This is a genomic window from Streptomyces peucetius (genome assembly GCF_025854275.1).
In the GTDB taxonomy this organism is placed as follows: Bacteria; Actinomycetota; Actinomycetes; order Streptomycetales; family Streptomycetaceae; genus Streptomyces; species Streptomyces peucetius_A.
Genome location: NZ_CP107567.1, coordinates 1,171,782 through 1,193,909, shown reverse-complemented (window position 1 = coordinate 1,193,909; position 22,128 = coordinate 1,171,782). Strand labels below are relative to the sequence as shown.

General features: G+C 70.9%; 23 protein-coding genes and 1 pseudogene. 15 read left to right on the top strand and 9 right to left on the bottom strand.

What is annotated here, in order from left to right:
- Nucleotides 1-109: 109 nt before the first annotated feature.
- Nucleotides 110-781: a pyridoxamine 5'-phosphate oxidase family protein gene (locus OGH68_RS05495; protein ID WP_264242182.1), complete on the bottom strand. Its 672-nt coding sequence runs from the start codon at nt 779-781 to the stop codon at nt 110-112.
- Nucleotides 782-804: 23 nt separating this feature from the next.
- Between OGH68_RS05495 and OGH68_RS05490 the strand changes: the two genes are divergently transcribed.
- The gene (locus OGH68_RS05490) at nt 805-2,136 is read left to right on the top strand and encodes an aminotransferase class I/II-fold pyridoxal phosphate-dependent enzyme (RefSeq protein WP_264242181.1); all 1,332 of its coding nucleotides are present in this window, start codon (nt 805-807) and stop codon (nt 2,134-2,136) included.
- Here OGH68_RS05490 and OGH68_RS05485 read toward each other — a convergent pair.
- Complete coding sequence (locus tag OGH68_RS05485) at nt 2,127-3,215, bottom strand: DMT family transporter (protein WP_264242180.1); 1,089 nt, start codon at nt 3,213-3,215, stop codon at nt 2,127-2,129. The two genes, OGH68_RS05490 and OGH68_RS05485, sit on opposite strands and share 10 nt — an antisense overlap.
- A 74-nt stretch (nt 3,216-3,289) precedes the next feature.
- On the opposite strand from OGH68_RS05485, the gene OGH68_RS05480 reads away from it, so the two are divergent.
- Nucleotides 3,290-4,192 carry a LysR family transcriptional regulator gene (locus tag OGH68_RS05480; RefSeq protein WP_264242179.1) on the top strand — a complete coding sequence of 301 codons (903 nt, stop codon included), beginning with the start codon at nt 3,290-3,292 and terminating at the stop codon, nt 4,190-4,192.
- A 15-nt stretch (nt 4,193-4,207) separates the two neighbouring features.
- Here the strand turns inward: OGH68_RS05480 and OGH68_RS05475 are convergent, their stop codons facing one another.
- Nucleotides 4,208-4,675: a pyridoxamine 5'-phosphate oxidase family protein gene (locus OGH68_RS05475; RefSeq protein ID WP_264242178.1), complete on the bottom strand. Its 468-nt coding sequence runs from the start codon at nt 4,673-4,675 to the stop codon at nt 4,208-4,210.
- Nucleotides 4,676-4,808: 133 nt separating this feature from the next.
- Here OGH68_RS05475 and OGH68_RS05470 point away from each other — a divergent pair, with 133 nt between their 5' ends.
- Complete coding sequence (locus tag OGH68_RS05470) at nt 4,809-5,459, top strand: cysteine hydrolase (RefSeq protein ID WP_264242177.1); 651 nt, start codon at nt 4,809-4,811, stop codon at nt 5,457-5,459.
- On the opposite strand, the gene OGH68_RS05465 is transcribed toward OGH68_RS05470, so the two are convergent.
- Together OGH68_RS05465 and OGH68_RS05460 are read right to left on the bottom strand one after the other, a co-directional pair.
- On the bottom strand, nt 5,446-5,916 hold the full coding sequence (locus tag OGH68_RS05465; RefSeq protein WP_264242176.1) for a Rieske (2Fe-2S) protein: 471 nt from the start codon (nt 5,914-5,916) through the stop codon (nt 5,446-5,448). The genes OGH68_RS05470 and OGH68_RS05465 overlap by 14 nt on opposite strands.
- A gap of 178 nt (nt 5,917-6,094) precedes the next feature.
- Entirely contained in the window at nt 6,095-6,856 is a 762-nt protein-coding gene (locus OGH68_RS05460; RefSeq protein ID WP_264242175.1) for a DNA alkylation repair protein, read from the bottom strand.
- Nucleotides 6,857-7,061: 205 nt separating this feature from the next.
- Between OGH68_RS05460 and OGH68_RS05455 the strand changes: the two are divergent.
- Nucleotides 7,062-7,627 (top strand): annotated as a pseudogene (locus OGH68_RS05455) (lipase); the annotation flags it as partial.
- A gap of 228 nt (nt 7,628-7,855) precedes the next feature.
- Nucleotides 7,856-9,172: a Na+/H+ antiporter NhaA gene (gene nhaA / locus OGH68_RS05450; protein ID WP_264242174.1), complete on the top strand. Its 1,317-nt coding sequence runs from the start codon at nt 7,856-7,858 to the stop codon at nt 9,170-9,172.
- A gap of 170 nt (nt 9,173-9,342) precedes the next feature.
- Here the strand turns inward: nhaA and OGH68_RS05445 are convergent, their stop codons facing one another.
- Nucleotides 9,343-9,738 (bottom strand): MerR family transcriptional regulator, encoded by a 396-nt coding sequence (locus tag OGH68_RS05445; RefSeq protein ID WP_264249917.1) that lies wholly within the window; start codon nt 9,736-9,738, stop codon nt 9,343-9,345.
- Between the two features lie 399 nt (nt 9,739-10,137).
- Here OGH68_RS05445 and OGH68_RS05440 point away from each other — a divergent pair, with 399 nt between their 5' ends.
- Entirely contained in the window at nt 10,138-11,640 is a 1,503-nt protein-coding gene (locus OGH68_RS05440) for a SulP family inorganic anion transporter (protein ID WP_264242173.1), read from the top strand.
- Between the two features lie 114 nt (nt 11,641-11,754).
- On the opposite strand, the gene OGH68_RS05435 is transcribed toward OGH68_RS05440, so the two are convergent.
- A complete protein-coding gene (locus OGH68_RS05435) occupies nt 11,755-11,904 on the bottom strand; it encodes a hypothetical protein (RefSeq protein ID WP_264242172.1) in 150 nt (49 codons plus the stop codon).
- A 158-nt stretch (nt 11,905-12,062) separates the two neighbouring features.
- Here OGH68_RS05435 and OGH68_RS05430 point away from each other — a divergent pair, with 158 nt between their 5' ends.
- From OGH68_RS05430 to OGH68_RS05420, 3 genes are read left to right on the top strand one after another with little or no spacing between them, the layout of a single operon-like run.
- Nucleotides 12,063-12,644 (top strand): dihydrofolate reductase family protein, encoded by a 582-nt coding sequence (locus OGH68_RS05430; RefSeq protein WP_264242171.1) that lies wholly within the window; start codon nt 12,063-12,065, stop codon nt 12,642-12,644.
- A gap of 36 nt (nt 12,645-12,680) precedes the next feature.
- Nucleotides 12,681-13,058 carry a YciI family protein gene (locus tag OGH68_RS05425; RefSeq protein WP_264242170.1) on the top strand — a complete coding sequence of 126 codons (378 nt, stop codon included), beginning with the start codon at nt 12,681-12,683 and terminating at the stop codon, nt 13,056-13,058.
- Nucleotides 13,055-14,278, top strand: coding sequence for an RNA polymerase sigma factor (locus tag OGH68_RS05420; RefSeq protein WP_264242169.1), 1,224 nt, complete (start codon nt 13,055-13,057; stop codon nt 14,276-14,278). The genes OGH68_RS05425 and OGH68_RS05420 overlap by 4 nt, the downstream gene beginning before the upstream one ends.
- Nucleotides 14,279-14,323: 45 nt before the next feature.
- Here OGH68_RS05420 and OGH68_RS05415 read toward each other — a convergent pair whose 3' ends face one another.
- Together OGH68_RS05415 and OGH68_RS05410 are read right to left on the bottom strand one after the other, a co-directional pair.
- Nucleotides 14,324-14,779 carry a hypothetical protein gene (locus tag OGH68_RS05415; RefSeq protein WP_264242168.1) on the bottom strand — a complete coding sequence of 152 codons (456 nt, stop codon included), beginning with the start codon at nt 14,777-14,779 and terminating at the stop codon, nt 14,324-14,326.
- Between the two features lie 32 nt (nt 14,780-14,811).
- Nucleotides 14,812-15,747 (bottom strand): LysR family transcriptional regulator, encoded by a 936-nt coding sequence (locus tag OGH68_RS05410; protein WP_264242167.1) that lies wholly within the window; start codon nt 15,745-15,747, stop codon nt 14,812-14,814.
- 140 nt (nt 15,748-15,887) lie between these two features.
- Here OGH68_RS05410 and OGH68_RS05405 point away from each other — a divergent pair, with 140 nt between their 5' ends.
- From OGH68_RS05405 to OGH68_RS05380, 6 genes are all read left to right on the top strand, one after another.
- The gene (locus tag OGH68_RS05405; protein ID WP_264242166.1) at nt 15,888-17,132 is read left to right on the top strand and encodes an MFS transporter; all 1,245 of its coding nucleotides are present in this window, start codon (nt 15,888-15,890) and stop codon (nt 17,130-17,132) included.
- A gap of 232 nt (nt 17,133-17,364) precedes the next feature.
- Nucleotides 17,365-18,219 (top strand): HipA family kinase, encoded by an 855-nt coding sequence (locus OGH68_RS05400; protein ID WP_264242165.1) that lies wholly within the window; start codon nt 17,365-17,367, stop codon nt 18,217-18,219.
- Entirely contained in the window at nt 18,216-18,599 is a 384-nt protein-coding gene (locus OGH68_RS05395; protein WP_264242164.1) for a DUF3037 domain-containing protein, read from the top strand. The genes OGH68_RS05400 and OGH68_RS05395 overlap by 4 nt, the downstream gene beginning before the upstream one ends.
- Nucleotides 18,600-18,772: 173 nt before the next feature.
- The gene (gene fabG / locus OGH68_RS05390; protein WP_264242163.1) at nt 18,773-19,534 is read left to right on the top strand and encodes a 3-oxoacyl-ACP reductase FabG; all 762 of its coding nucleotides are present in this window, start codon (nt 18,773-18,775) and stop codon (nt 19,532-19,534) included.
- A 17-nt stretch (nt 19,535-19,551) separates the two neighbouring features.
- Nucleotides 19,552-20,331, top strand: a complete 780-nt coding sequence (locus OGH68_RS05385; protein ID WP_264242162.1) for an SDR family oxidoreductase — start codon at nt 19,552-19,554, stop codon at nt 20,329-20,331.
- Nucleotides 20,332-20,458: 127 nt separating this feature from the next.
- The gene (locus OGH68_RS05380) at nt 20,459-22,033 is read left to right on the top strand and encodes an ABC transporter substrate-binding protein (RefSeq protein ID WP_264242161.1); all 1,575 of its coding nucleotides are present in this window, start codon (nt 20,459-20,461) and stop codon (nt 22,031-22,033) included.
- Nucleotides 22,034-22,128: the final 95 nt, after the last annotated feature.

The following is a 22,128-nucleotide window of genomic DNA, read 5'->3' as shown; positions in this document are numbered from 1 at the left end:
GGCCCCGGCCTGACGTACCCGCCGCCCCGTCTCCGCATGCCCGGGTCCGTACCCCCCCCCGCCCCAGGCGCCCGGTCCGGGGCGAAGCGGGCGCGTCGGCCGGGCGGGCTCAGAGGTAGTCGGGAACCGGGGTGCCGGGGGCGAGGTCGGCGGCCGGGACGGGCGTGCCCGACGTGACGGCGACGGGGACGACACCGGCCCAGTAGGGGAGCGACAGGTCGGCGGGGTCGTCGTTCGGGCCGCCGGTGCGGGTCTTGGCTGAGACCTCCGTCAGATCCAGGCGGAGCACGGCCGTCGCCGCCAGTTCCTTGGCGTCGGCCGGGCGGGAGTCCGCGGCGCGGCCGGGGATCGCGTGGTCCACGAGCGCATCGAGGGCCGTGCGCTTCTCCGCCGGGTCCGTCACCTGCCGGGCGGTGCCGTGGACGACCACCGAGCGGTAGTTGAGCGAGTGGTGGAAGGCCGAGCGCGCCAGCACCAGGCCGTCGACATGTGTCACCGTCAGGCAGACGGGCAGCCCCGGGTCCGCCTGGCCCGCCATCCGCAGGGGCCGCGATCCCGTCGACCCGTGCACGTACAGCCGCTCGTCCACGCGGGCGAACAGTGTCGGCAGGACCACCGGCGCGCCGTCGCGCACGAAACCGAGGTGGCAGACGTAGGCGGTGTCGAGTATCGAGTGCACCAGCTCACGGTCGTAGGACGCGCGTTCCCGGGAGCGGGTGGGAATCGTCCGCTCCGTCGGCTCGTAGGGGGTTTCGGTGGGCTGCGACATTGCCGACTCCATTGCACTAGTGCATAATAAGGTTTGTGCTAGGAGAGTATCGGATCGTCGGGCGGCGCGCATCGGAGATTGCCGCGAGTGTGGAGCGTGCTGTCGGCGCCGGAGACCTCGAACCGGGCCAACTGCTGCCCCCCATGAGGGGGTTGGCAACCGAGCTGGGCGTCAACCCGAACACCGTCGCCGCCGCCTACCGCACCCTGCGCGAGCGCGGAGTGATCGAGACCGCGGGGCGCCGGGGCAGTCGCGTGCGTCCCCGCCCGGCCAGTACGTCCCGCGGATCCATCAGGGTGGACGCGCCCCCGGGCGTACGGGACCTCGGTGAAGGCAATCCCGACACCGCCCTGCTGCCCCCGCTGGACGAGGCGCTCGCCGCCGCGGCCGCGCGGTGCGCCGAGGAGCCCGGCCTGTACGGAAGGGCGCCGCTCGACGCCGAGTTCGCGCGCCTCGCGCGCGCCGCCATGGATGCCGACAGAGTCCCCGCCGGGCCGCTCGCAGCCACGTCCGGGGCGCTGGACGCCATTGAACGGATCCTCGCCGCGCACCTGCGGCCGGGTGACGCGGTCGCCGTCGAGGACCCGGGCTGGGGGAGTCTGCTCGACCTCGTCTCGGCGCTGGGGCTCAAACCGCTGCCCGTGGCACTCGACGACGACGGGCCGCTGCCCGGAGAGGTGGAGCGCGCCCTGAACGCCGGTGCCCGTGCCGTCGTCGTCACCGACCGCGCCCAGAACCCGACCGGCGCCGTACTGAGCCGCCACCGGGCCGATCAGCTGCGCGACGTGCTCGCGCGGTTCCCCCGCACGCTGCTCATCGAGGACGACCACGGCCACGCCATCGTCGACCACCCGTTGCATCCCCTCGCCGGGGTGACCGACAACTGGGCGTTCGTACGCTCCACGGCCAAGGCGTACGGGCCGGATCTGCGGGTGGCCGTCCTGACGGGAGACACCGTCACCGTCGACCGTGTGCAGGGCCGGCTCGGCCTGGGGCCCGGCTGGGTCAGCCGGCTGCTCCAGCACACCGTCGCTCATCTGTGGGCCTCCGGCGCCGTCGATCCCGTCGCCGTCGCCCGCTCGTACGGCGAGCGGCGCGACGCGCTGGTGGACGCCCTGGCGCGGCGCGGTGTCGAGGCCCGTGGGCGCAGCGGGATGAACGTGTGGGTGCCCGTCCAGGACGAGACGGGGGCGGTGGCACGGCTGCTCCACGCCGGGTGGGCGGTCGCCCCGGGCGCGCGCTTCCGCATGGCGTCGCCCCCCGCGGTCCGGCTGACCGTGTCGGAGCTGGCGCACGCCGACATCGAGCCGCTCGCCGAAGCGGTCGCCTCGGCGGTCGGCCCGATGCCGGCCCGCAGCTACGGCTGAGCGGCAGCCGTGGCCGAGGCGGAGGTCGAGGTGGAGGCGGAGGCCGGAGCGGTAGCCGTGGCCGAGGCGGAGGCGGAAGCCGCGGCGTGGGTCGGGGCCGGCGCCGGGGGCGTCGGCCGCTTCGGCCGGCTCTGCGTCAGTGCCGCACCCACCAGGACGATCAGCGCGCCCACGGGCGTGTTCCAGCCCAGGTGCTCGCCGAGGAGCAGTACACCCGCGGCCGTGGCGATGACCGGGATGAAGTACGTGACCATCTGGCCGGTCGTCGGTCCGACCTCGGCGACCAGCCCGTACTGGATGAGCAGGGCCAGCCCCGTGCCGAGTGCCCCGAGCGCGATCACCGCGAACAGCGGCACCAGCGGGAACGAGGTGGGCAGTGCGGTGAACACCGGGGTGACCACGGCCAGTTGCAGGGTCGCCAGGCTCAGCTGTGCGCCGGTGAGCGACAGATGCGAGTGGCTGGAACCGGCCAGGGTGCGGCGTACGTAGATCCAGCCGATCGGGTAGCTGAGCGAGGCGAGCAGGGCCATGGCCGTGCCGCCGAAGTCCAGTCCGGAGAAGCCCTGCCAGGCGCCGAGGACGGTGAGCACTCCGAGGAATCCGATGCCCAGCCCCGCCACGCGGCGCCGCGTGGGCCGGTCCTCCGAGAGTGCAACGAGGGAGAGCGCCATGCCCCACAACGGCGAGGTGGCATTGCAGATCCCCGCCAGTGTCGAGGGGATGGTGAGCTCTGCGTAGGCGAAGAGCGAGAACGGCAGCGCGTTGAGGAAGAAGGCGGCGACGGCCAGATGACCCCAGGTGCGCAGGCCCCTCGGCAGCCGCTCACGGCGGAACGCCATGGCGACGGCGAGTACCGCCGTGCCGAAGAAGAGTCGGCCGAACGTGACCTGGAAGGGGGCGTAGGCCCCGGTGCCGACCTTGATGAGGAGGAAACTGAAGCCCCAGACCGCCGAGAGCACCGCGAACCGGATGCGCCAGTCGACGGCCCGCCGTCGCGGCGGGGCGTCGGGCGCGGACCCTGGGCTGTGGGAGGCGGGAGAGGTGGAAGCCTTGTCGGCCCCGGTGGCTGCGGTGCTCATGGGCACCACGATGGCCGTCCGAACTTCTTAGGACAAGCGAGAATTTCTCGATCTCATCGCTTAGCATTGCTTACATGTTGAACCTGGAGCGGCTGCGTACCCTCGACGCCCTGGCCCGGCACGGCTCGGTCAGCGCCGCTGCCGAAGGTCTCCACGTGACCACCTCGGCCGTCTCCCAGCAGATGGCGAAACTGGAGCGGGAGGTCGGGCAGCAGCTTGTGGCGAAGAACGGCCGCGGTGTGCGCCTCACCGACACCGGCCGGCTCCTCGCCGACCACGCCGCGCGCATCCTCTCCCAGGTCGAGCTCGCACAGTCCGACATCGAGGCCCGGCGTGGCCAGGCAGTGGGCGAGGTCAGGATCGGCGCGTTCCCGACCGCGGCCCGGGGCCTGTTCCCGGCCGCGGTGTCCGCGCTGCGCCGCGACCACGCAGAACTGAGGGTGATATCCAGGGAGTTGGAGCCCGAGGCGGCGGTCAGGGAGGTGATCCGCGGTGATCTCGATCTCGCTGTGGTGCTCGACTGGAGCAACAAGCGGCTGCCCGTCCCCGGCGGGCTCGCGCAGGCGCAGCTGCTCGACGACGTACCCGATGTCGCCATGCCCGCGGACCACCCCCTCGCAGGCCGCGCCGAGGTCGACCTGGAGGAGTTCGCCGACGACGAGTGGGTGTCGTGGCCGGAAGGCGAGTTCTGCCACGATTGGCTGATGTTCACCCTGCGCTCCAAGGGCTTCGAGCCGCGGATCGGGCACATGGCCGGAGAGCATCACACCCAGCTCGCCCTGATCGCCGCGGGCCTCGGCGTCTGTGTCGCGCCGCGGCTCGGCCGGGGCCCCGTCCCCGAGGGCGTCGCGCTCGTCCCCGTACGGCAGCGGATGCGTCGCCATGTCTACGCGGTGTGGCGTGCGGACGCCGACCGCAGGCCGTCCGTCAGGGCGGCGGTGGAGGCGCTGCGCGGCGCCGCCGAGCAGCAGGACTGACGCCCGGGCCGGGGATCACAGGCCCGGCAGTTTGCGGAAGTCCCAGGACGCGACCGTGCCGGGGGTCAGCCGCAGCCAGGCGTGCCGACCGTCGTGCGGCATCGCGTCCAGGCCGAAGTTCTTGGCCGCGAAGAGCGCCTCCGGCGCGGCCAGTTCGGGACAGTCCTCGCCCGTGCGCGGAGCCTCACCGACGAAGACGGCCGTGCCGGACAGCTCGGCACCCCGCAGCTCCCCGTACTCCTCGCCGTCGTCGACGACGACGGCGATGCGCGGATCGCGGCGCAGTTGTGCCCAGCGCCGGCTGCGGGTCAGGGAATAGAGCCACAGGGACCTTCCGTCCCAGGCGAACCACAGGGCGCTGATGTGCGGGCGCCCGTCGGACGAGACGGTGGCCACCCGGCAGGTCCGCTGCTGCGTCAGGAAGGCGTCGAGCTCCCCGGGGGTCATCATGATCCGACGGCCCCGGCGCTGAGTGGCGGTCATCTGCGTCCTCCCGGCCCTGCGGCTGACTGGCTGTCAGAAATGTGCCCGGCCAGCATGGACGCTCTTCCCTCCGTACGCAATGGGGGCTACCGTCGCGCCTCCGCGCCGAGCGGACACGACACCGAGGGGCCCCATGCCGTCCCGTCATCAGCTCCTGGAACAGCTCGAACCACCCACCACCGCACTCCTGACCGTCGAATGCCAGCAGGGTGTCGTCGGCAAGGACAGCGCCCTGCCGGAACTCGCCGCACAGGCGAGCGCCTCAGGGGCACTCCGCAACGTCGCACGACTGGTCGCCGCCGCCCACGACGCGGGCGTACAGGTGCTGCACGCGGTGGCCGAACGGCGCCCCGACGGCCGGGGCTCCAACCGGAACGCGCGGCTGTTCAGGGCCGCCGAACGACTGCCTGTGCAGCAGCACACCGGCTCCGCGGCCGTACGGGTCGCCCCGCCGATCGACGTCGCGCCCGAGGACCTCGTCGTACGCCGGCTGCACGGGCTCTCACCGCTGGCCGGCACCGGTGTCGACCCGCTCCTGCGCAATCTCGGCTGCCGCACCCTCCTCGTCACCGGCGTCTCGGCCAACGTGGCGGTTCCGTGCGCCGTCTTCGACGCGGTGAACCTCGGCTACACGGCGGTCGTCGTGGCGGACGCCATCGCCGGGGTGCCCGCCGAGTACACCCCGGCGATGATCCGTAACACCCTGTCGCTGGTGGCCACGATCGCCACGACCGACGAGGTGGTGTCCTGCTGGAAGGGGCCGCACCGCATCACGCGAGCTTGATCGCGTCCCCCTCGACGGTGATCTGGGCGGGCGGCAGCGGCGCTGTCGCCGGACCGGCCTTGACACTGCCGTCGGACGCGTCGAACCGGCTGTTGTGACACGGGCAGTTGATGGTGCCGTTCGAGATCTCCTTGACCGCGCAGCCCTGGTGCGTGCACTTGGACGAGAAGGCCTTGAACTCGCCCGCCACCGGCTGGGTGATCACCACGTCACCGACGACCTTGCCGCCGCCCGCCGGAATGTCGGTGGTCTTGGCGAGCACCGTGCCGCCGGCACCGCCCGCGCCGCCTCCCGAGGCCGCCGCACCCTCCTCACCGGCCGGATTCCCCGACCCGGTCTGCACCGTGTCGTCCGAGCTGCCGCATGCGGTCAGCGCGGCGGTGAGACCGGCCCCGCCCACGGCGGCGACGACGGTGCGGCGCGCCACGGTCCGAGTGATCCCCTGCGATCCGGTCATGCTGGCTCCCTCTCCACGGTCCGGCCCGTACCGGCCGGTTCGTGAAGTTGTACGCGGGCTCCGGCCGCACCGTTCAAGGATTCATGGATTTCTCATGACTGCGCCGGCCGACGATGACGGGGCGGCTGCGGGCGGTCCTGTCGAAACCTTGGCGTCGCCGCCGGCACGTTCACGTCGGTCATGTCCTGCGCCTGGTGCCACGCGGGTGCAGTCGGGCGTACTCGGCGAGCAGCCGTTCGGCGTCCGCGTCGGGGAGCCGTCGCGCGCCCTCGCGCAGTGTCAGCCCGGAGACGCGGTCCAGCCGGTCACCGAGCCAGTCGGCGACCGGCCCGGGGTGGTGCTTGGCCCCCTCGCGCAGCATCCAGCCGATCGCCTTGCGGACGAAGAAGCGGTCGTCCTCCAGCAGCGGGTCCGCCACCTCGCCGAAGACGGGGAACCAGCGGGGGAAGTCCTGCTCCTGCCGCAGGGCGAGCAGGAACGAGAGAATGCCGCCGCGCCGGACCCACTGCTTCCGGTCGACGGCCCAGCGGCGGATGTCGTCCTGGGCCTCCGGACGGTCCAGGAGCAGCCGTCCGGCGACGAACGGCGCCAGCAGGTCCACATGGGCCCAGGTGTGACACTCGCGCAGCAGCCGCTCGAGCAGCTCGGTGTCCTCCGCCTCGAGCCGGCCCACGTATCCGGCGAGGATCAGCAGTGCCGCGGAGCGGTGCTCGTGCACGGGCCGCGACCAGAGCTCCAGGGCCAGTTCGGCCACCTCGTCACGGGTCAGGCCGGGATGGCTGCGGACCAAGTCCCGCACCAGCCTGCGCATCGCCGGCAGCGGCACGCCGACGTGTTCCAGATCGCTCTTGAGATAGCGCTTCTCGTCGACCGCGCGGCCGGGGACCGCGTTCTCCTCCAGCCGGGTGCGGATCTCCTCCGCGAGGAACGGGACGGGCACGGCGTGCACTCTTGACCAGCCTTTCGGGGGCGGGACCGGACGCCGCGGGCCTTCTGAGGAAGGGCCGGGACGAACCGTGGAACAGTGTCGGTCCATCTTGCGGCAACCGAAGGGGAGCTCACCGGCCCACGGGCCCGGCGCCCGCGCCGGTGCGGGTGTCTGCGAAGGTGGACGGCCCGGCTCCTTTGATCAACAGGTTGAGACGATGCGCAACGAGGACAACTGGATCACCACGCCCGTCACCGCGGACCTGCTGCGCGGCGCCGTCGAGGTGGAGCGCACCGAAGCCGGCGTGCTGCCGCACCGGCTGCCTGCCTGGGCCCGCGCCCAGTGCACCGACCCGCAACTGGCCATGGCCGAGGCCCAGCCGTCCGGCGTCCGCCTGGCGTTCCGCACCCGGGCCACCGCCGTCGAACTGGACGCACTGCCCACCAAACGGGTCTACGCGGGCGCCCCGCCCCGCCCGGACGGTGTGTACGAGCTGCTCTCGACGGCCGACCGGCCGGCCGGGCAAGCGTGACCGGCGGCAACACTCTGGTCATCGACATGACCGACGGCACCGCGGAGAGGCGGTCCGGCCCACCCGGCACCCTCCGCTTCCCCGGCCTGCCGGCCGGTACGAAGGACATGGAGATCTGGCTGCCGCACAACGAGACCACCGAACTCGTCGCCCTGCGCACCGACGCCCCCGTCGAGCCCGCACCGGACCGGGGCCGCAAGGTGTGGCTCCACCACGGCAGTTCGATCAGCCACGGCTCCGACGCAGCCGCCGCAGCCGAACGGGACAGCACGCCACAGCCAGGCGCGCCCCGGGCCGACCCACCCCGCACGGCTCCGCGTACGTGCCGTGTCCGACGGCCGCGCGCCGAGGGCCCCGGACAGGACGGAGGGATAGGGTGAGAGGAACGCGTCGGACCAGGCGCGGGGTGTGCCGGGAAGTCTGGTCGGCGATGAAGGGGCCCGAGTGCCCGAGTGCCGCTGCCCCGGAGGTCCCCCGTCGTGTGTGCCGCCCCGCGCGAACCATCCGTCTTCCTCGGCCTGTTGCCGTGGCCGGAACGGAAGGCCGTCGCGCAGGCCCTCAGAACCGAAACGGTCGGCGGCGTCGTGCTCCTCGTGGCTGCCGCGATCGCTCTGATCTGGGCGAACACACCCTGGGCCGACGCCTACGAATCATTGCGGGACGTGCACTTCGGCATTCCGGCGCTGGGCCTGGACCTCTCGATCGAGCACTGGACCTCCGACGGCCTGCTCACCGTGTTCTTCCTTGTCGCCGGGATCGAACTGAAACGGGAACTGGTCCTGGGCGAGCTGCGGAATCCGGCGCGAGCCGCGCTGCCCGTGATCGCCGCCCTGTGCGGAATGGCCGTGCCTGCCTTCGTCTATCTCCTCACGGTCGCGGCAGGCGGCGGCACACCGGCAGGCTGGGCCGTGCCGATGGCGACGGACATCGCGTTCGCGCTCGCCGTGCTGGCCGTCCTCAGCACCCATCTGCCGTCCGCGCTGAGAGCGTTCCTGCTCACTGTCGCCGTCGTCGACGACCTCGGCGCCATTCTGATCATCGCCGTGTTCTTCACCTCGGAGCTGAACCTGCCGGCGCTCGGCGGCTCTGTCGCCGGGCTGGTCCTCTTCTACCTGTTGCAGCGGCTGCGCGTACGGGGCTGGTGGTGGTACGTACCGCTGGGCGTGGCCATCTGGGCGCTGATGTACAACAGCGGCGTGCACGCGACCGTGGCCGGAGTGGCCATGGGCATGCTCCTGCGAGCCGCGCACGACGAAGGCACCCGGGGACGCCCCCGGGAGGACGCGTCACCCGCGGAACGCACCGTGCACCTGCTGCGACCGATCTCCGCAGGCATCGCCGTCCCGCTCTTCGCGCTCTTCGCCGCTGGCGTGAGCGTCTCGGCCTCCGCCCTGGGCAAGGTGTTCTCGGACCCGGAGCCGTTGGGTGTGGTCCTCGGGCTGGTCGTGGGCAAGACGGTCGGTGTCTTCGCCGGGACCTGGCTGGCGGCTCGCTTCACCCGGGCACGACTCAACCCGGACCTGGCCTGGGCCGACGTCTTCGGTCTCGCGGCACTCGCCGGGATCGGCTTCACCGTCGCCCTGCTGATCGGCGACCTCGCCTTCGTCGATCCGGTGCTCACGGAGCACGTCAAGGCCGCCGTCCTGGTCGGCTCGCTGATCGCCGCCGGTCTCGCCGCCCTGCTGCTCAAGCGCAGGAACGGCATCTACCGCCGGCTGTGGGAGGAGGAGAACATCGACGAGAACGCCAACGCCGTTCCCGACATCTACGAGCGCGGGCCGGACGACGAGCAATGACCGCCCGTGCCCGGACGTGGACCACGACCTACCGCGCCCGACCGGCGCCGTCCCCGTAGCGCGGACGCGGGTGGTGCGAGGCGTTCAGCTCCTGGGTGTTTCAGTGCCGGGGTGTTTCAAGTGCCGGGGTGTTCAGTGGCTCGCGCGCGACGCGTGCGCTTGTGCCGCTGTCAGTCCCCGAGCCTGCTGCGGAGTGTGGCGGCGAAGTCCTCGGCCGCCAGCAGCTGTGCGCGCAGTTTCTCGCAGCGGGCGTCCGCCACCTTGCGGTAGGCGTCGAGGCGCTCGCGCAGCCGCGCGCGTTCGTCGGCGGAGACCTCCGTGGCGGTACCGGCGATCCTGTCGGTGATCTCCAGAAGGTCCCGCATCTCGTCGAGCGAGAAGTCCAGCGGTTTCATGCGGCGGATGACCATCAGGCGCTCGACGTCGGCCTCGGTGTAGAGGCGGAAGCCGCCCTTGCTCCGGGCGGAGGGCGTCACGAGGCCGACTTCCTCGTAGTGACGGATCGTGCGCAGCGACAAACCGGTTCGCTCGGCGACCTCGCCGATCTGCATCTGCCGCTCTGTCATCGTCACGCCTTCTCCTTCTGCCTTCCCCGGTGCTCGAACGAGCGAAGTGCCCAGCGTACGTGTCCGGAATCACGTGATCCGAGTGCGCGTGGACCTGGGTTTCACCAGCCACCGGGTCGCACTCTTCCGTAACGTCAGGGTACAGTTTGTGCCGAGGCCGCCCATGCTGCGCAGGTGCAGACGGAGCGCCCGCGTCGGCGCCCGGCCGTGACCGGCCCCGCCGACACCCGAAGACTTCCGGGTAATGATGCCCGATCGGCGGCCGAAGCGGCCGTCACTCCCACCGGCAGACCCCCACCGAGGCCGGGGCGCCGGGGACCTTTCGTCACCACGTGGGGTCGAGAAACAACGCGCTTGCATCCGGCAGGTGGATGCATGCGCCCGAACGGAAACGGTTGCATGTCTTCACCGCTGTCCGCAGCTCCCAAGCTGCGTCTGTCCAGGCCTGAGTGGCTGGCTTCCCCGAAGATCTTCCGCACCGAGGTGCTGGCCGGCCTGGTCGTGGCTCTGGCGCTGATCCCCGAGGCGATCTCGTTCTCGATCATCGCCGGTGTCGACCCGGCCGTCGGCCTCTTCGCCTCCTTCACCATGGCCGTGGTGATCTCGGTCGTGGGTGGCCGCAAGGCGATGATCTCCGCCGCGACCGGCGCGATCGCGCTGGTCATCGCGCCGCTCAATCATGAGTACGGCCTCGGCTACCTGATCGCCGCCGTCATCCTCGGCGGGCTGATCCAGATCGTCCTCGGCGCGCTGGGCGTGGCCAGGCTGATGCGGTTCGTGCCGCGCAGCGTGATGGTCGGGTTCGTCAACGCCCTCGCCATCCTGATTTTCATGGCGCAGGTGCCGGAAATGCACGATGTGCCGTGGGCGGTCTACCCGCTGCTCGTCGGCGGACTGGCGCTGATGGTGCTGTTCCCCAGGGTCACCAAGGTGATCCCGGCGCCGCTCGTGTCCATCGTCGTCCTGACCGTGATCACCGTCGCCGCGGGCATCGCGGTGCCGACCGTGGGCGGCAAGGGCGACCTGCCCTCCTCGCTGCCGGTGCCCGGCCTGCCGGACGTCCCGTTCACGATGGACACGCTCACCACCATCGCCCCGTACGCCTTCGCCTTCGCACTGGTCGGGCTGATGGAATCGCTGATGACCGCCAAGTTGGTCGACGACATCACCGACACGCACTCCAACAAGACCCGCGAATCGCTCGGCCAGGGCATCGCCAACATCGTCACCGGCTTCTTCGGCGGCATGGGCGGCTGCGCCATGATCGGCCAGACCATGATCAACGTGAAGGTGTCGGGTGCTCGCACCCGCCTCTCCACCTTCCTGGCCGGTTCCTTCCTGATGGTGCTGTGCATCGTCTTCGGCCCGATCGTCTCCGACATCCCCATGGCCGCCCTGGTCGCCGTCATGGTCATGGTCTCGGCCGCCACGTTCGACTGGCACTCCGTCCGGCCGAAGACGCTCAAGCGCATGCCCGTCGGAGAGACGACCGTCATGGTCGTCACCGTCGCCGCCGTCGTCGCGACCCACAACCTCGCCATCGGCGTCGTCCTCGGCTCGATCACCGCCATGGTCGTCTTCGCCAAGCGCGTGGCCCACCTCGCCGAGGTCTCCGGCGTAATGGACCCCGACGGCAACCAGGTCGTCTACGCGGTCACCGGCGAATTGTTCTTCGCCTCCTCCAACGACCTCGTCTACCAGTTCGACTACAAGGGCGACCCCGACGACGTCGTCATCGACCTCACCGACGCCCACATCTGGGACGCCTCCTCCGTAGCCGCCCTCGACGCGGTCGAGACCAAGTACGCCCAGCGCGGCAAGAAGGTCACGATCGTCGGCCTCAACAAGCCCAGCGCCGACATGCACGGCAAGCTCGCCGGGCAGCTCACCGCCGGCCACTGACCGACACCGACCGCCGGCCCGGCGCGCCGCCGACTGCGCGCGCGGGGCCGGCGGTCGCTCGCGTGGCTCCGGCTCGGCGGCAGACCCGCCGGGCCGGGCCGAATCAGCCGGTGCTCAGGATGTGAGCACGAGGCGGACCGGGGCGCCGGCCCTCTTCTCCAGTCGGGCGACGGCGTCGGCTGCCTCGCTCGAGGGGACGTGGGAGGTCATGGGCGGGGCCAGGTCGATCCGTCCCAGGGAGGCGAGGCCGACGAGCTGTTCCACGCGCTCCGTCCGAGCCGAGGGGACCGCGCCCGGACGCGGAAATCCCCCTCGCGAAAAGATCTCTTCCTCGGGTGTCTGTCCGGCTCTTTCCCGCTCGTCATCACTTCGGAGGGCCACATACCGTGGTCCGGGAGGCCACGAGGCTGAGGAGTACGGCCATGGGTGTCATCAGCGTCTTCGAAAGCGTGACCCTGGACGGTGTCATGCAGGGCGTGGGTCGCGCGGACGAAGACACGCGCGGCGGCTTCCACCACGGCGGATGGGGCGAAGGTTACGCCGACGAGGTGATCGGACGGTTCGCGGGTTCCAGTATCGGGAGAACCACCGCCATGCTGTTCGGACGCCGGACCTACGACGACCTGCTGGGCTACTGGACCTCGGTGCCGGAGCCCAGTCCGTTCACCGAGGCTCTCGTGAACCAACGGAAGTACGTCGCCTCGCGACACGCGGGCCCCCGGCCCGCCTTCCCCAACTCCACACTTCTGTCCGGGGAGGCGAGCGAGACCGTTACGGCGCTGAAGCGCGACGTCGAGGGCGTGATCACCGTGCTCGGCAGTGGTGACCTGGTCCGCTCGCTCCGCTCGACGGGGCTGGTCGACGAGTACGTGCTGTTGATCCACCCGATCGTGCTGGGTGCCGGGACCCGGCTCTTCGACGAAGGCGAACGCGCCGACCTGGTGCTGGAGGAGTCGCTCAGCTCCACGACCGGTGTCGTGATCGCGCGCTACCGGGTGAAGTGACCGGGCTGCCCGCACGGTTGCGTGAGAGGTGTGCACATGCGCTACATGCTGCTGTTCCACTACAGCGAGGAGACCGACGAGTCGATCGGGGAGGAGGCGATCGCCGCCGGTATGCGGGCCTTCGCCGCCTACGCCGCGACGCTGGCGCAGGCCGGCGTTCTGGTGAGCGGCCAGGTGCTGCAGCCGTCGACGACATCGACCACGCTCACCCTCGTCGACGGGGAGCCACGCATCCAGGACGGGCCGTTCGCCGACACCAAGGAGCAGCTCGGCGGCGTGATCGTCATCGACGTGCCGGATCTCGACACGGCCCTGGAGTGGGCGCGTCAGGCGCCGCCGGCGTCGTGGGGCACGGTCGAGATCCGCCCCGGCGCGGTGCACATCGTGAACGGGACATGGGCTCCGTCGTCATGACCGGCGAGACGGCCGCGTTTGTCGCCGAACGCACCGCGCGGACCTCCTTCGGTCGGCTGGTGGCGCTGCTGGCCGCTCCGACCGGCGACCTCGAACTCGCCCAAGACACCGTGGCGCAGGCGTTCGAACAGGCCTTGACCACGTGGCCACGGGACGGCGTTCCGCGCAATCCGGAAGGGTGGCTGCTGAGGGTCGCGCAGAACCGGCAGCGGGACGTCTGGAAATCCGCCGCGCACCGCCGCAACCAGCCCCTGCAGGCTGCCACCGGCACCGGCGCGGATGCCGTCTCGCCCCTGGAGAATTTCGACCCGGACGCGATTCCGGACCGGCGGTTGGCACTCCTGTTCGTCTGCGCACATCCGGCGATCGCCGCGAACGTGCGCACACCGCTGATGTTGCAGACCGTGCTCGGTTTCGATTCCGCCGAGATCGCCCGCGCCTACGCGGTGCCCGCCGGAGCGATGTCGCAGCGGCTGGTGCGCGCCAAGCGGCGTATCCGAGACGCGCGGATCCCGTTCGTCATCCCCGGACGCCAGGCCATGCCCGAGCGCCTTCCGGGGGTTCTGGAAGCGATCTATGGCTGCCATGCGCTGGCGGGGGCGGAGCGGAGCGACGGGGAGTCACTTGCCGGTGAGGCGCTGCAGCTCGCCGTCACGACAGCCGGCCTTCTCGGCGACGAGCCCGAGGCATGGTCGCTGGCAGCGCTGCTGGCGCTGGCAGCCGCGCGGGCGACGCCGGAGGGGATCTATCTGCCGTTGGACCAGCAGGACCCGACCCGGTGGGACCACGCGCTCATCGCACGCGGGGAGGAGTACCTGCGGCGGGCCGAACGCCCCGGCCGGGCACCGGGTCGGTTCCAGATCGAGGCCGCGATCCAGGCCGTTCACTGCGACCGGGCTCGGACCGGTGATGTCGACTGGTCCGCGCTCCGCATGCTCTACACGGCGCTGGTCACGGTCGCCCCGAGCATGGGAAGCCGCGTCGCCCACGCGGCTGTTGTGGGACGCAGTGAGTCTGCGGAGCGTGGGCTGGAACTGCTGGACGGGTTGCCGGCCGAACCGGCGCGGTTCCAACCCTTCCACGCGACACGGGGCGACCTCCTGGCACGACTCGACCGGCGTGCGGAGGCCGTCGCGGCGTATGCCGAAGCGGCGGCGCTCAGCGACGACCCGGCTGCCCGCGCCTTCCTCGAGCAACGCGCTGCGACGCTCGTGGAGTAGAGGGCAGGCCTGTGGCGGCCGGCGACTGTGACTGAGCGTGGTCTTTCAGTGTTCGGTCCGAGGCGTCCGGATGACGGTGACCCTTCCCGAGGTTGGTGCGACGCTCGCCCGTTCCGTGGATCTCCGGCACCAGAGGCTCGTCTCGCCGGCGAGGCCGAAGAAGTCGTGCCACTTGGCGCCGCTGACGAAGCCGTCCGTGCCGTTGGACACGCTCACGTACACGTCGGCCAGGTCGTTGTGGGTGAAGGTGACGATGTCGTCCTTGCCGTCGCCGTTCGCGTCCGTCGGCGGGCCGCCGAGCATCACACCGCCCGGGTTGCCGTAGTTGACCTCGAGCTCCGCGATGGACGTGAACGTCCTCTCACCGCCGGGACGTCCGATGATGCGGACCCCGTCACCCGCCGTGGGATCGAAGGCGAACGTGTACGTGCGGTGCGCACCGGCCGTGTTGTCGTACGGATAAGCGGGGCCGATGCGCTGGAACTGTGAGGCGCCGTCCATCGATCCGGCGGGGATCGACGACGCGGCGTCGTTCAGCGCGGAATCACCCAGCCCGGCGCCCAGGTCCCTGCGGCGTCGTGGCCGGTCGCTGTGGCGGCGAGGTGGGCGCGGAGGGTGGCCAGCGCCGGGTGGGGGTTGTCGCGGTGCCAGATGAGCGAGTGCGGGTAGACCGGCGTCGGGTCGGTCACCGGGATGCGGCGCAGGTCGTGGCCGGCGGGCCAGACGAGGCGGGTCTGCTCGCTCATGAAGGTGGCCAGAGCCGGGGTGTCGGCGATGGTGTCGAGGAGCACGTCGGAGCCGAAGTTGGGGCCGGTCGCCTCGATGGTGAGGCCGAATTCGGCGACGAGATCGTCGTAGTAGGCGCCCCACTCGGTGCCCGGGACGATGCCGGGCATCCAGATCCGGTGCCCGACCAGCTCGGCGACGGTCACCGACTTGGCGCCCGCCAGCGCGTGGGCGGGGCCGGTGAGGAGCTGGAGCGGCTCGTCGAGCACTCGGACGGACTCGATGTCCTCGGGAAAGGGCCGGCCGGGCGCGGCGACGGCGCGGAAGGACGCGTCGACCGTACCGGACCGGATGGCGGCGACGGCCGTCTCGATCTCGAACAGCATCAGCACGTCCAGGTCGATTTCGGGATGTGCGCGGTGGAAGCCGCGCATCAGGCCCGACGCCGCGCCGCGCGAGGCGATCACGTCGACGCGCAGCGGACGGCTGCCGGTACGCACGGACGCGACCGCGCGCTCGGCGACGCGCAGCAGCTCGCGCGCGTGGGGCAGGAAGGCCTGCCCGTCGATGGTCAGCTCGGCGCCCCGGGGCGTGCGGGTGAACAGCCGCACGCCGAGGTCGCGCTCCAGCACGGCCACGCGCTTGGAGACGGCCTGCTGGGTGACCGACAAGTCGACGGCGGCCTTCTGGAACTGGCCTGCTTCCGCGACGGCGGCGAAGGTACGTACGGCTTCGAGATCCACGCCGACCCACCCTACTGAACAACCCATGGTTGTGCGTAGCTGACGAGATGGTTGTTTGACCTGCGGTTATGTCGCCCGATTAGCTCTCATCGGTCAACATCCGCTTGTTCGACCGGGACGTCGAGGGGAGCGCGCGGCGCATGGTGCGCAGGAGACGGCTGGGCCGGCAGTTCGGCTGGCTGTGGGCGGCGTACGCGGTGAGCGCGTACGGGTCCGGACTGGGGTTCGGGGCACTGCCGCTGATCGCCGTACTGGTGCTGCACGCCGGTCCCGCCGAGGTGTCCGCGCTGTCCGCGGTGGGGCCTGCCGTGGGCGCGCTCATCGCGGTGCCACTCGCGCCGTGGGTGGAGTTCCGGCGCAAGCGGCCGGTCATGATCGCGATGGACCTGACCCGGTTCGCAGCCTTGGCGACGATCCCGGTCGCCTACGCCTTCGGTCAACTCGGTTTCTTGCAGCTGCTCGTGGTCTCGATCGTGATCGCTGCGGCCAGGATTGCGTTCGGGGCGGCCGGCGGTGCCTGCCTCAAGGCCGTCGTCCGGCCGGAGGACCTGCTCGTGGCCAACGCGCGCTTCGAGTCCACGAACTGGAGCGCCATCGCGGTCGGGCCACCGCTGGGCGGGGCGGCGATCGGCCTGTTCGGGCCGGTCGTCACTGTGGTGGCCGACGCGCTCAGCCACCTGCTCTCCGCGTTGGGCATCACCGCGATCCGCAGCCGGGAGGAAGCGCCGCAACCGACCGGCAGGAAGACAGTCCGGGCGGGCGCAGTGTTCGACGGCTGGCGGCACATTATGGGCGATCCCGGTCTGCGGGCGCTCTATCTCAACAACATGCTCGTCTCCGGTCTGATCATGGCCACCGAGCCGGTGCTCGCCGTGCTCCTGCTTCGCCAACTCGACTTCGCCCCCTGGCAGTACGGCCTCGCCTTCGCCGTCCCCTGCCTCGGCGGGCTCATCGGTTCCCGGCTGGCCCAGCGGGTCGTGACCCGCTACGGCCGGGACCGGGTCTTCCGGACCGTCGGCACCCTGCGCGTCGTCTGGCTGCTCGGCCTGGCCTTCGTCGGCCCCGGCGTCGTCGGCCTCGTCACCGTGATGGCTGTCGAGCTGGCGATCATTGTCAACATGAGCCTGTACACCCCGGTGCTCGCCACCTACCGGCTCGAACGCACTCCCGAGCATCTCGTCGCCCGCACCCTGTCGGCCTGGTCGATCGGCCGGCAGGCGTCCATCGCCGTCCTCACCGCGCTCGGCGGGCTGCTCGCCGACGTCACCAGCCCACGCACGGCTCTCACGGTCGCGGGACTGCTCATCCTGGCCACCCCGCTGCTGCTTCCCCGAAGCGACCAGACGTCGCAGCACGACCCGGAACCGTCCCACACCCGTGAATGACGCACGCAAGTCGCCGCTGAAGCCGGCCGCAACTGCTCCATCGAGTCCTCCCCTCGCGCGCCCACGTCGTCGACATCGCCGAGCTGCGCGCTGCGGGGCACTCCGGCCGCCCGGCGGGCCGGCCGAAAGCTCCCCAGATCTCCCCGGGGCTGGTCGGGTGCCGCCCCTCGGGCTGTGCGACGCTCATCCGTTCCGTGGATCTCCAGAGGGGCAGGCCGTATAGCCTGGCGAAATGCTTACAGAGGTCACCGCGACCCGATACGTCACGCCCCTGCGGGAGGGCGGTTCGCTTCCCGGGATCGTCGAGGCCGACGATCTCGGCACGTACGTCATGAAGTTCACCGGTGCCGGGCAGGGCCGCAAGACCCTGGTCGCCGAGGTCGTCTGTGGGCAGCTCGGGCGGCGGCTCGGGCTGCGGGTGCCCGACCTCGTGACCATCCAGCTCGACCCGGTCATCGGGCTGTCCGAGCCGGACCAGGAAGTACAGGAACTGCTCAAGGCCAGCGGCGGGCTCAACCTCGGGATGGACTTCCTGCCCGGCTCGCTCGGTTTCGACCCGCTCGCGTACGAGGTGGACGCGGCCGAGGCCGGAAAGGTCGTCTGGTTCGACGCGCTGATCAACAACGTGGACCGTTCCTGGCGCAATCCCAACATGCTGGTGTGGCACGGCGATCTGTGGCTCATCGACCATGGCGCCACCATGATCTGGCACCACAACTGGCCCGGCGCAGCCGCCTCCGCGGCCAAGCCGTACGACGCCTCCGACCACGCGCTCGCCCCCTTCGGCCCCGACGTCGCAGCGGCCGCCGCCGAGCTCGCGCCGCTGGTGACGGAGGAGCTGCTGACCGAGGTCGCGGCGGAGGTGCCCGACGCGTGGCTGGCCGGCGAGCCGGGTTTCGACTCCGCCGACGCCCTGCGCCGTTCGTACGTGGAGGCGCTGCTGTCGCGCGCCGCCACCATCCACGAGCGCATCACCCTCGGCGCCCCGACGAAGCCGAGGCCGTCCCGGGCGCCGGGCTGGCTGACCGACCATCTGACCCCCTGGCCGCACCCCACCAGGAACAGCGCGAAGGGCACGGCCCGGTGAGCGACCGCGATGTTTTCGAGTACGCACTGCTGCGCGTGGTGCCGAGGGTCGAGCGCGGGGAGTTCTTCAACGCCGGCGTGGTGGTCTACTGCCGCGCCAAGACGTTCGTGGCCGCCCGCACCCATCTCGACGAGGCCAAACTGCGGGCACTCGATCCGCAGGCGGACGTGACCGGCGTACGGGCGGCGCTCCGCGCCGTGGAGGGCGTGTGCCGTGGCGGCGAGGACGCGGGCCAGGCCGCGCGCGACGACGCGGGCCGGCGCTTCCGCTGGCTGATCGCGCCCCGGTCCACGGTCGTCCAGCCCGGCCCGGTGCACACGGGGCTGACCCTCGATCCCGAGGCGGAGGTCGAGCGTCTGCTGGACCTGCTCGTGCGCTGAGGACCAGAGCCGGCCGGTGTGACATGCGCCGCCCGGCCCCGGTGCCGTTGACACCGGGTGCCAGGGCTTCTAGCGTCCTGTCTGCCGAAGGTACTAAGCGGTCGCTCAGTGAAGGGTGGCCGTTCGGTCGCCGGCACAGGGATTGACGGGCTTCAAGGGCGAGGAGAACCAGAATGTCCACCACCGAGCAGCGTGTGGCTGTCGTGACCGGAGGCGCGCGCGGCATCGGCGCCGCCACCGCCATCAGGCTCGCGGCCGAGGGCCGCGCCGTGGCCGTGCTCGACCTCGACGAGGCGGCCTGCAAGGACACCGTCGAGAAGATTACCGCGGCGGGCGGCAAGGCCGTCGCGGTGGGCTGCGACGTCTCGGACGCCGCCCAGGTGGAGACCGCCGTGGCGCGCGTCGCCGACGAGCTCGGCGCACCGACGATCCTGGTCAACAACGCCGGGGTGCTCCGCGACAACCTGCTCTTCAAGATGAGCGAGTCCGACTGGGACACCGTGATGAACGTGCACCTCAAGGGTGCGTTCCTGATGGCCAAGGCCTGCCAGAAGCACATGGTCGACGCCGGCTTCGGCCGGATCGTCTCCCTGTCCTCCTCCTCGGCGCTCGGCAACCGCGGCCAGGCGAACTACGCGGCGGTCAAGGCCGGTCTCCAGGGCTTCACCAAGACCCTCGCCAAGGAGCTCGGCAAGTTCGGCATCACCGCCAACGCCGTCGCTCCCGGCTTCATCGTCACGGAGATGACCGCGCAGACCGCGGCCCGCGTGGGCATGGGCTTCGAGGAGTTCCAGGCCGCCGCCGCGACCCAGATCCCCGTCCAGCGTGTCGGCCGGCCGGAGGACGTCGCGAATGCGATCGCCTTCTTCGCGGGCGACGACGCCGGCTTCGTCTCCGGCCAGGTCATGTACGTGGCCGGCGGACCGCTCAACTGAATCGGGGTTCGAAGGACATGACAGCACAGGCAGCAGGGGCGGAGCAGGTCCAGGACAGCGGCAAGGTCGCGCTGATCACCGGAGCCAGCCGCGGGATCGGTTACGGGATCGCGGAGGCGCTGGTCGCGCGAGGCGACCGGGTGTGCATCACCGGCCGCGGCGAGGAGGCGCTGAAGGAGGCCGTGGAGCGGCTCGGAGCCGACCGGGTCATCGCGGTCGCGGGCAAGGCCCACGACGAGGCCCACCAGGCGGCCGCCGTCGAGCGCACCATGGAGGCGTTCGGCCGTGTCGACTTCCTGGTGAACAACGCCGGCACCAACCCCGTCTTCGGCCCCATCGCCGAGCTCGACCTGAACGTGGCGCGCAAGGTCTACGAGACCAACGTGATCTCCGCGCTCGGCTTCGCCCAGCAGACGTGGAAGGCGTGGCAGAAGGAGAACGGCGGTGCGATCGTGAACATCGCCTCCGTCGCCGGTGTCTCCGCGTCGCCCTTCATCGGGGCGTACGGCATGAGCAAGGCGGCCATGGTCAATCTGACCCTTCAGCTGGCCCACGAACTCGCGCCGAGCGTACGGGTCAACGCCATCGCGCCCGCGGTGATCAAGACCAGGTTCGCGGAGGCGCTCTACGAGGGCAGGGAGGCGGAAGCGGCCGCGGCCTACCCCCTGGGGCGGCTCGGCGTGCCGTCGGACATCGGGGGCGCGGCCGCGTTCCTCACGTCCCGGCAGTCGGACTGGATCACGGGGCAGACGCTCGTTGTGGACGGCGGTATCTTCCTCAACGCGGGAGTCCACTGAGGGGCGGCGGACCGCCCTGCGGCGGTTTGTTCCTGAATGATCCAAGTGCCCCGCCGGGCCGCCACCTTGCCCCGGCGGGGCGCTGCGGTATGGTTCGCCGACCCATGGCTGAACGAGGAGCGTGCACGTGTTCTACCGGACCTGTCTGCAGGCCGCTGCAGCCCTAGCGTCCATATCGCTGCTGGCAGGGTGCGGCCTGCTTTCGGAAGACGGCGGCGACACTGAACAGAAGATCTCCGTCGGCACCACCAGCGAGCCCAGTACGCTCGACCCGGCCGCCGCCTGGGACGGCTCGTGGGAGCTGTACCGGAACGTCTTCCAGACGCTGGTGAGCTTCCCGACGGGGAGCACCGTGCCGCAGCCCGACGCCGCCGAGTGCCGCTTCACCGACGCCGGCAACAAGACCTTCGAGTGCGAGGTCCACGAGGGCCTCACCTTCACCAACGGCGACAAGCTCGACGCCGCCGCGGTGAAGCACTCCATCGACCGCATCAGGACCATCGACGTACAGGGTGGTCCGAAGGGTCTGCTGGGCTCCCTGGACCGGATCGAGACCGAGGGTGACCGCGTCGTCACCTTCCACCTCAAGACGTCCGACGCCACGTTCCCGTTCATCCTCGCCACCCCGGCCATGTCCATCGTGCCGCCCTCCGAGTACCCGGCCGACAAGCTGCGGGAGGACGGCAAGCTGACGGGGTCCGGCCCCTACGCCCTCGACTCGTACGAGAAGGGCGACCGCGCCGAGCTGACCCGGTTCGCCAAGTACAAGGGCTTCGCGAAGATCAAGAACGACGCGGTCACCATCCGCTACTTCGAGGACTCCGGCGTCATGATGACGGCCCTCAAGGAGCACGAGATCGACGCCATAAACCGTGGTCTGACCGCGGAGCAGGTCGTCGAGCTGCAGGAGAAGGAGCCGGAGAACGACCACCTCCAGCTCGTCGAGACGGTCGGCGCCGACATCCGCTACCTCGTCTTCAACCCCTCCGACCCCAACGCCGGCAAGCTGGCCGTCCGCCGCGCGATCGCGCAGGTCGTCGACCGCGACGCGCTGGTCGAGAAGGTCTACAAGGGGACGGCGGAGCCGCTGTACTCGATGGTCCCCAAGGGCATCGCCGGGCACACCACCGAGTTCTTCGACCGTTACGGCGAGCCGAACGTGACCAAGGCGGCGGGCATCCTGGAGGACGCGGGCATCACGGAGCCCGTGCCGCTGAGCTTCTGGTACACCACCGACCGTTACGGCTCCGCGACGGAGCCCGAGTTCGCCGAGCTCGAGCGGCAGCTCGATGCCACCGGCCTGTTCGAGGTCACCATCCAGGGCAAGCCGTGGGACGAGTTCCAGAAGGGCTACCAGAACGGCGAGTACCCCGTCTTCGGCCGTGGCTGGTTCCCCGACTTCCCGGACCCGGACAACTTCATCGCGCCGTTCGTCGGCGCGGAGAACGTCCTCGGCACGCCGTACGAGGCGCCCGAGATCACCGAGCAGCTGGTGCAGTCCCGTCGTGAGAGCGACCGCGGCGCGGTCACCAAGCAGTTCGAGAAGGCGCAGGAGATCCTCGTCGACGACGTCCGTCTGCTGCCGCTGTGGCAGGGCAAGCTGTATGTGGCGGCCAGTGAGGAGATCGGCGGCGGCGAGCGCGCCCTCGACCCGCAGACCGTCATGCAGGTGTGGGAGCTGTACCGCAAGGCCAGCTGGTAGCGGACGGGCGGACGGGCACCGGCGGCCGGACTGTCAGTGCCCCCGGGTAGGTTCTGAGATCACGGTTCCCCGATCCCGGAACCTACCCACAGACG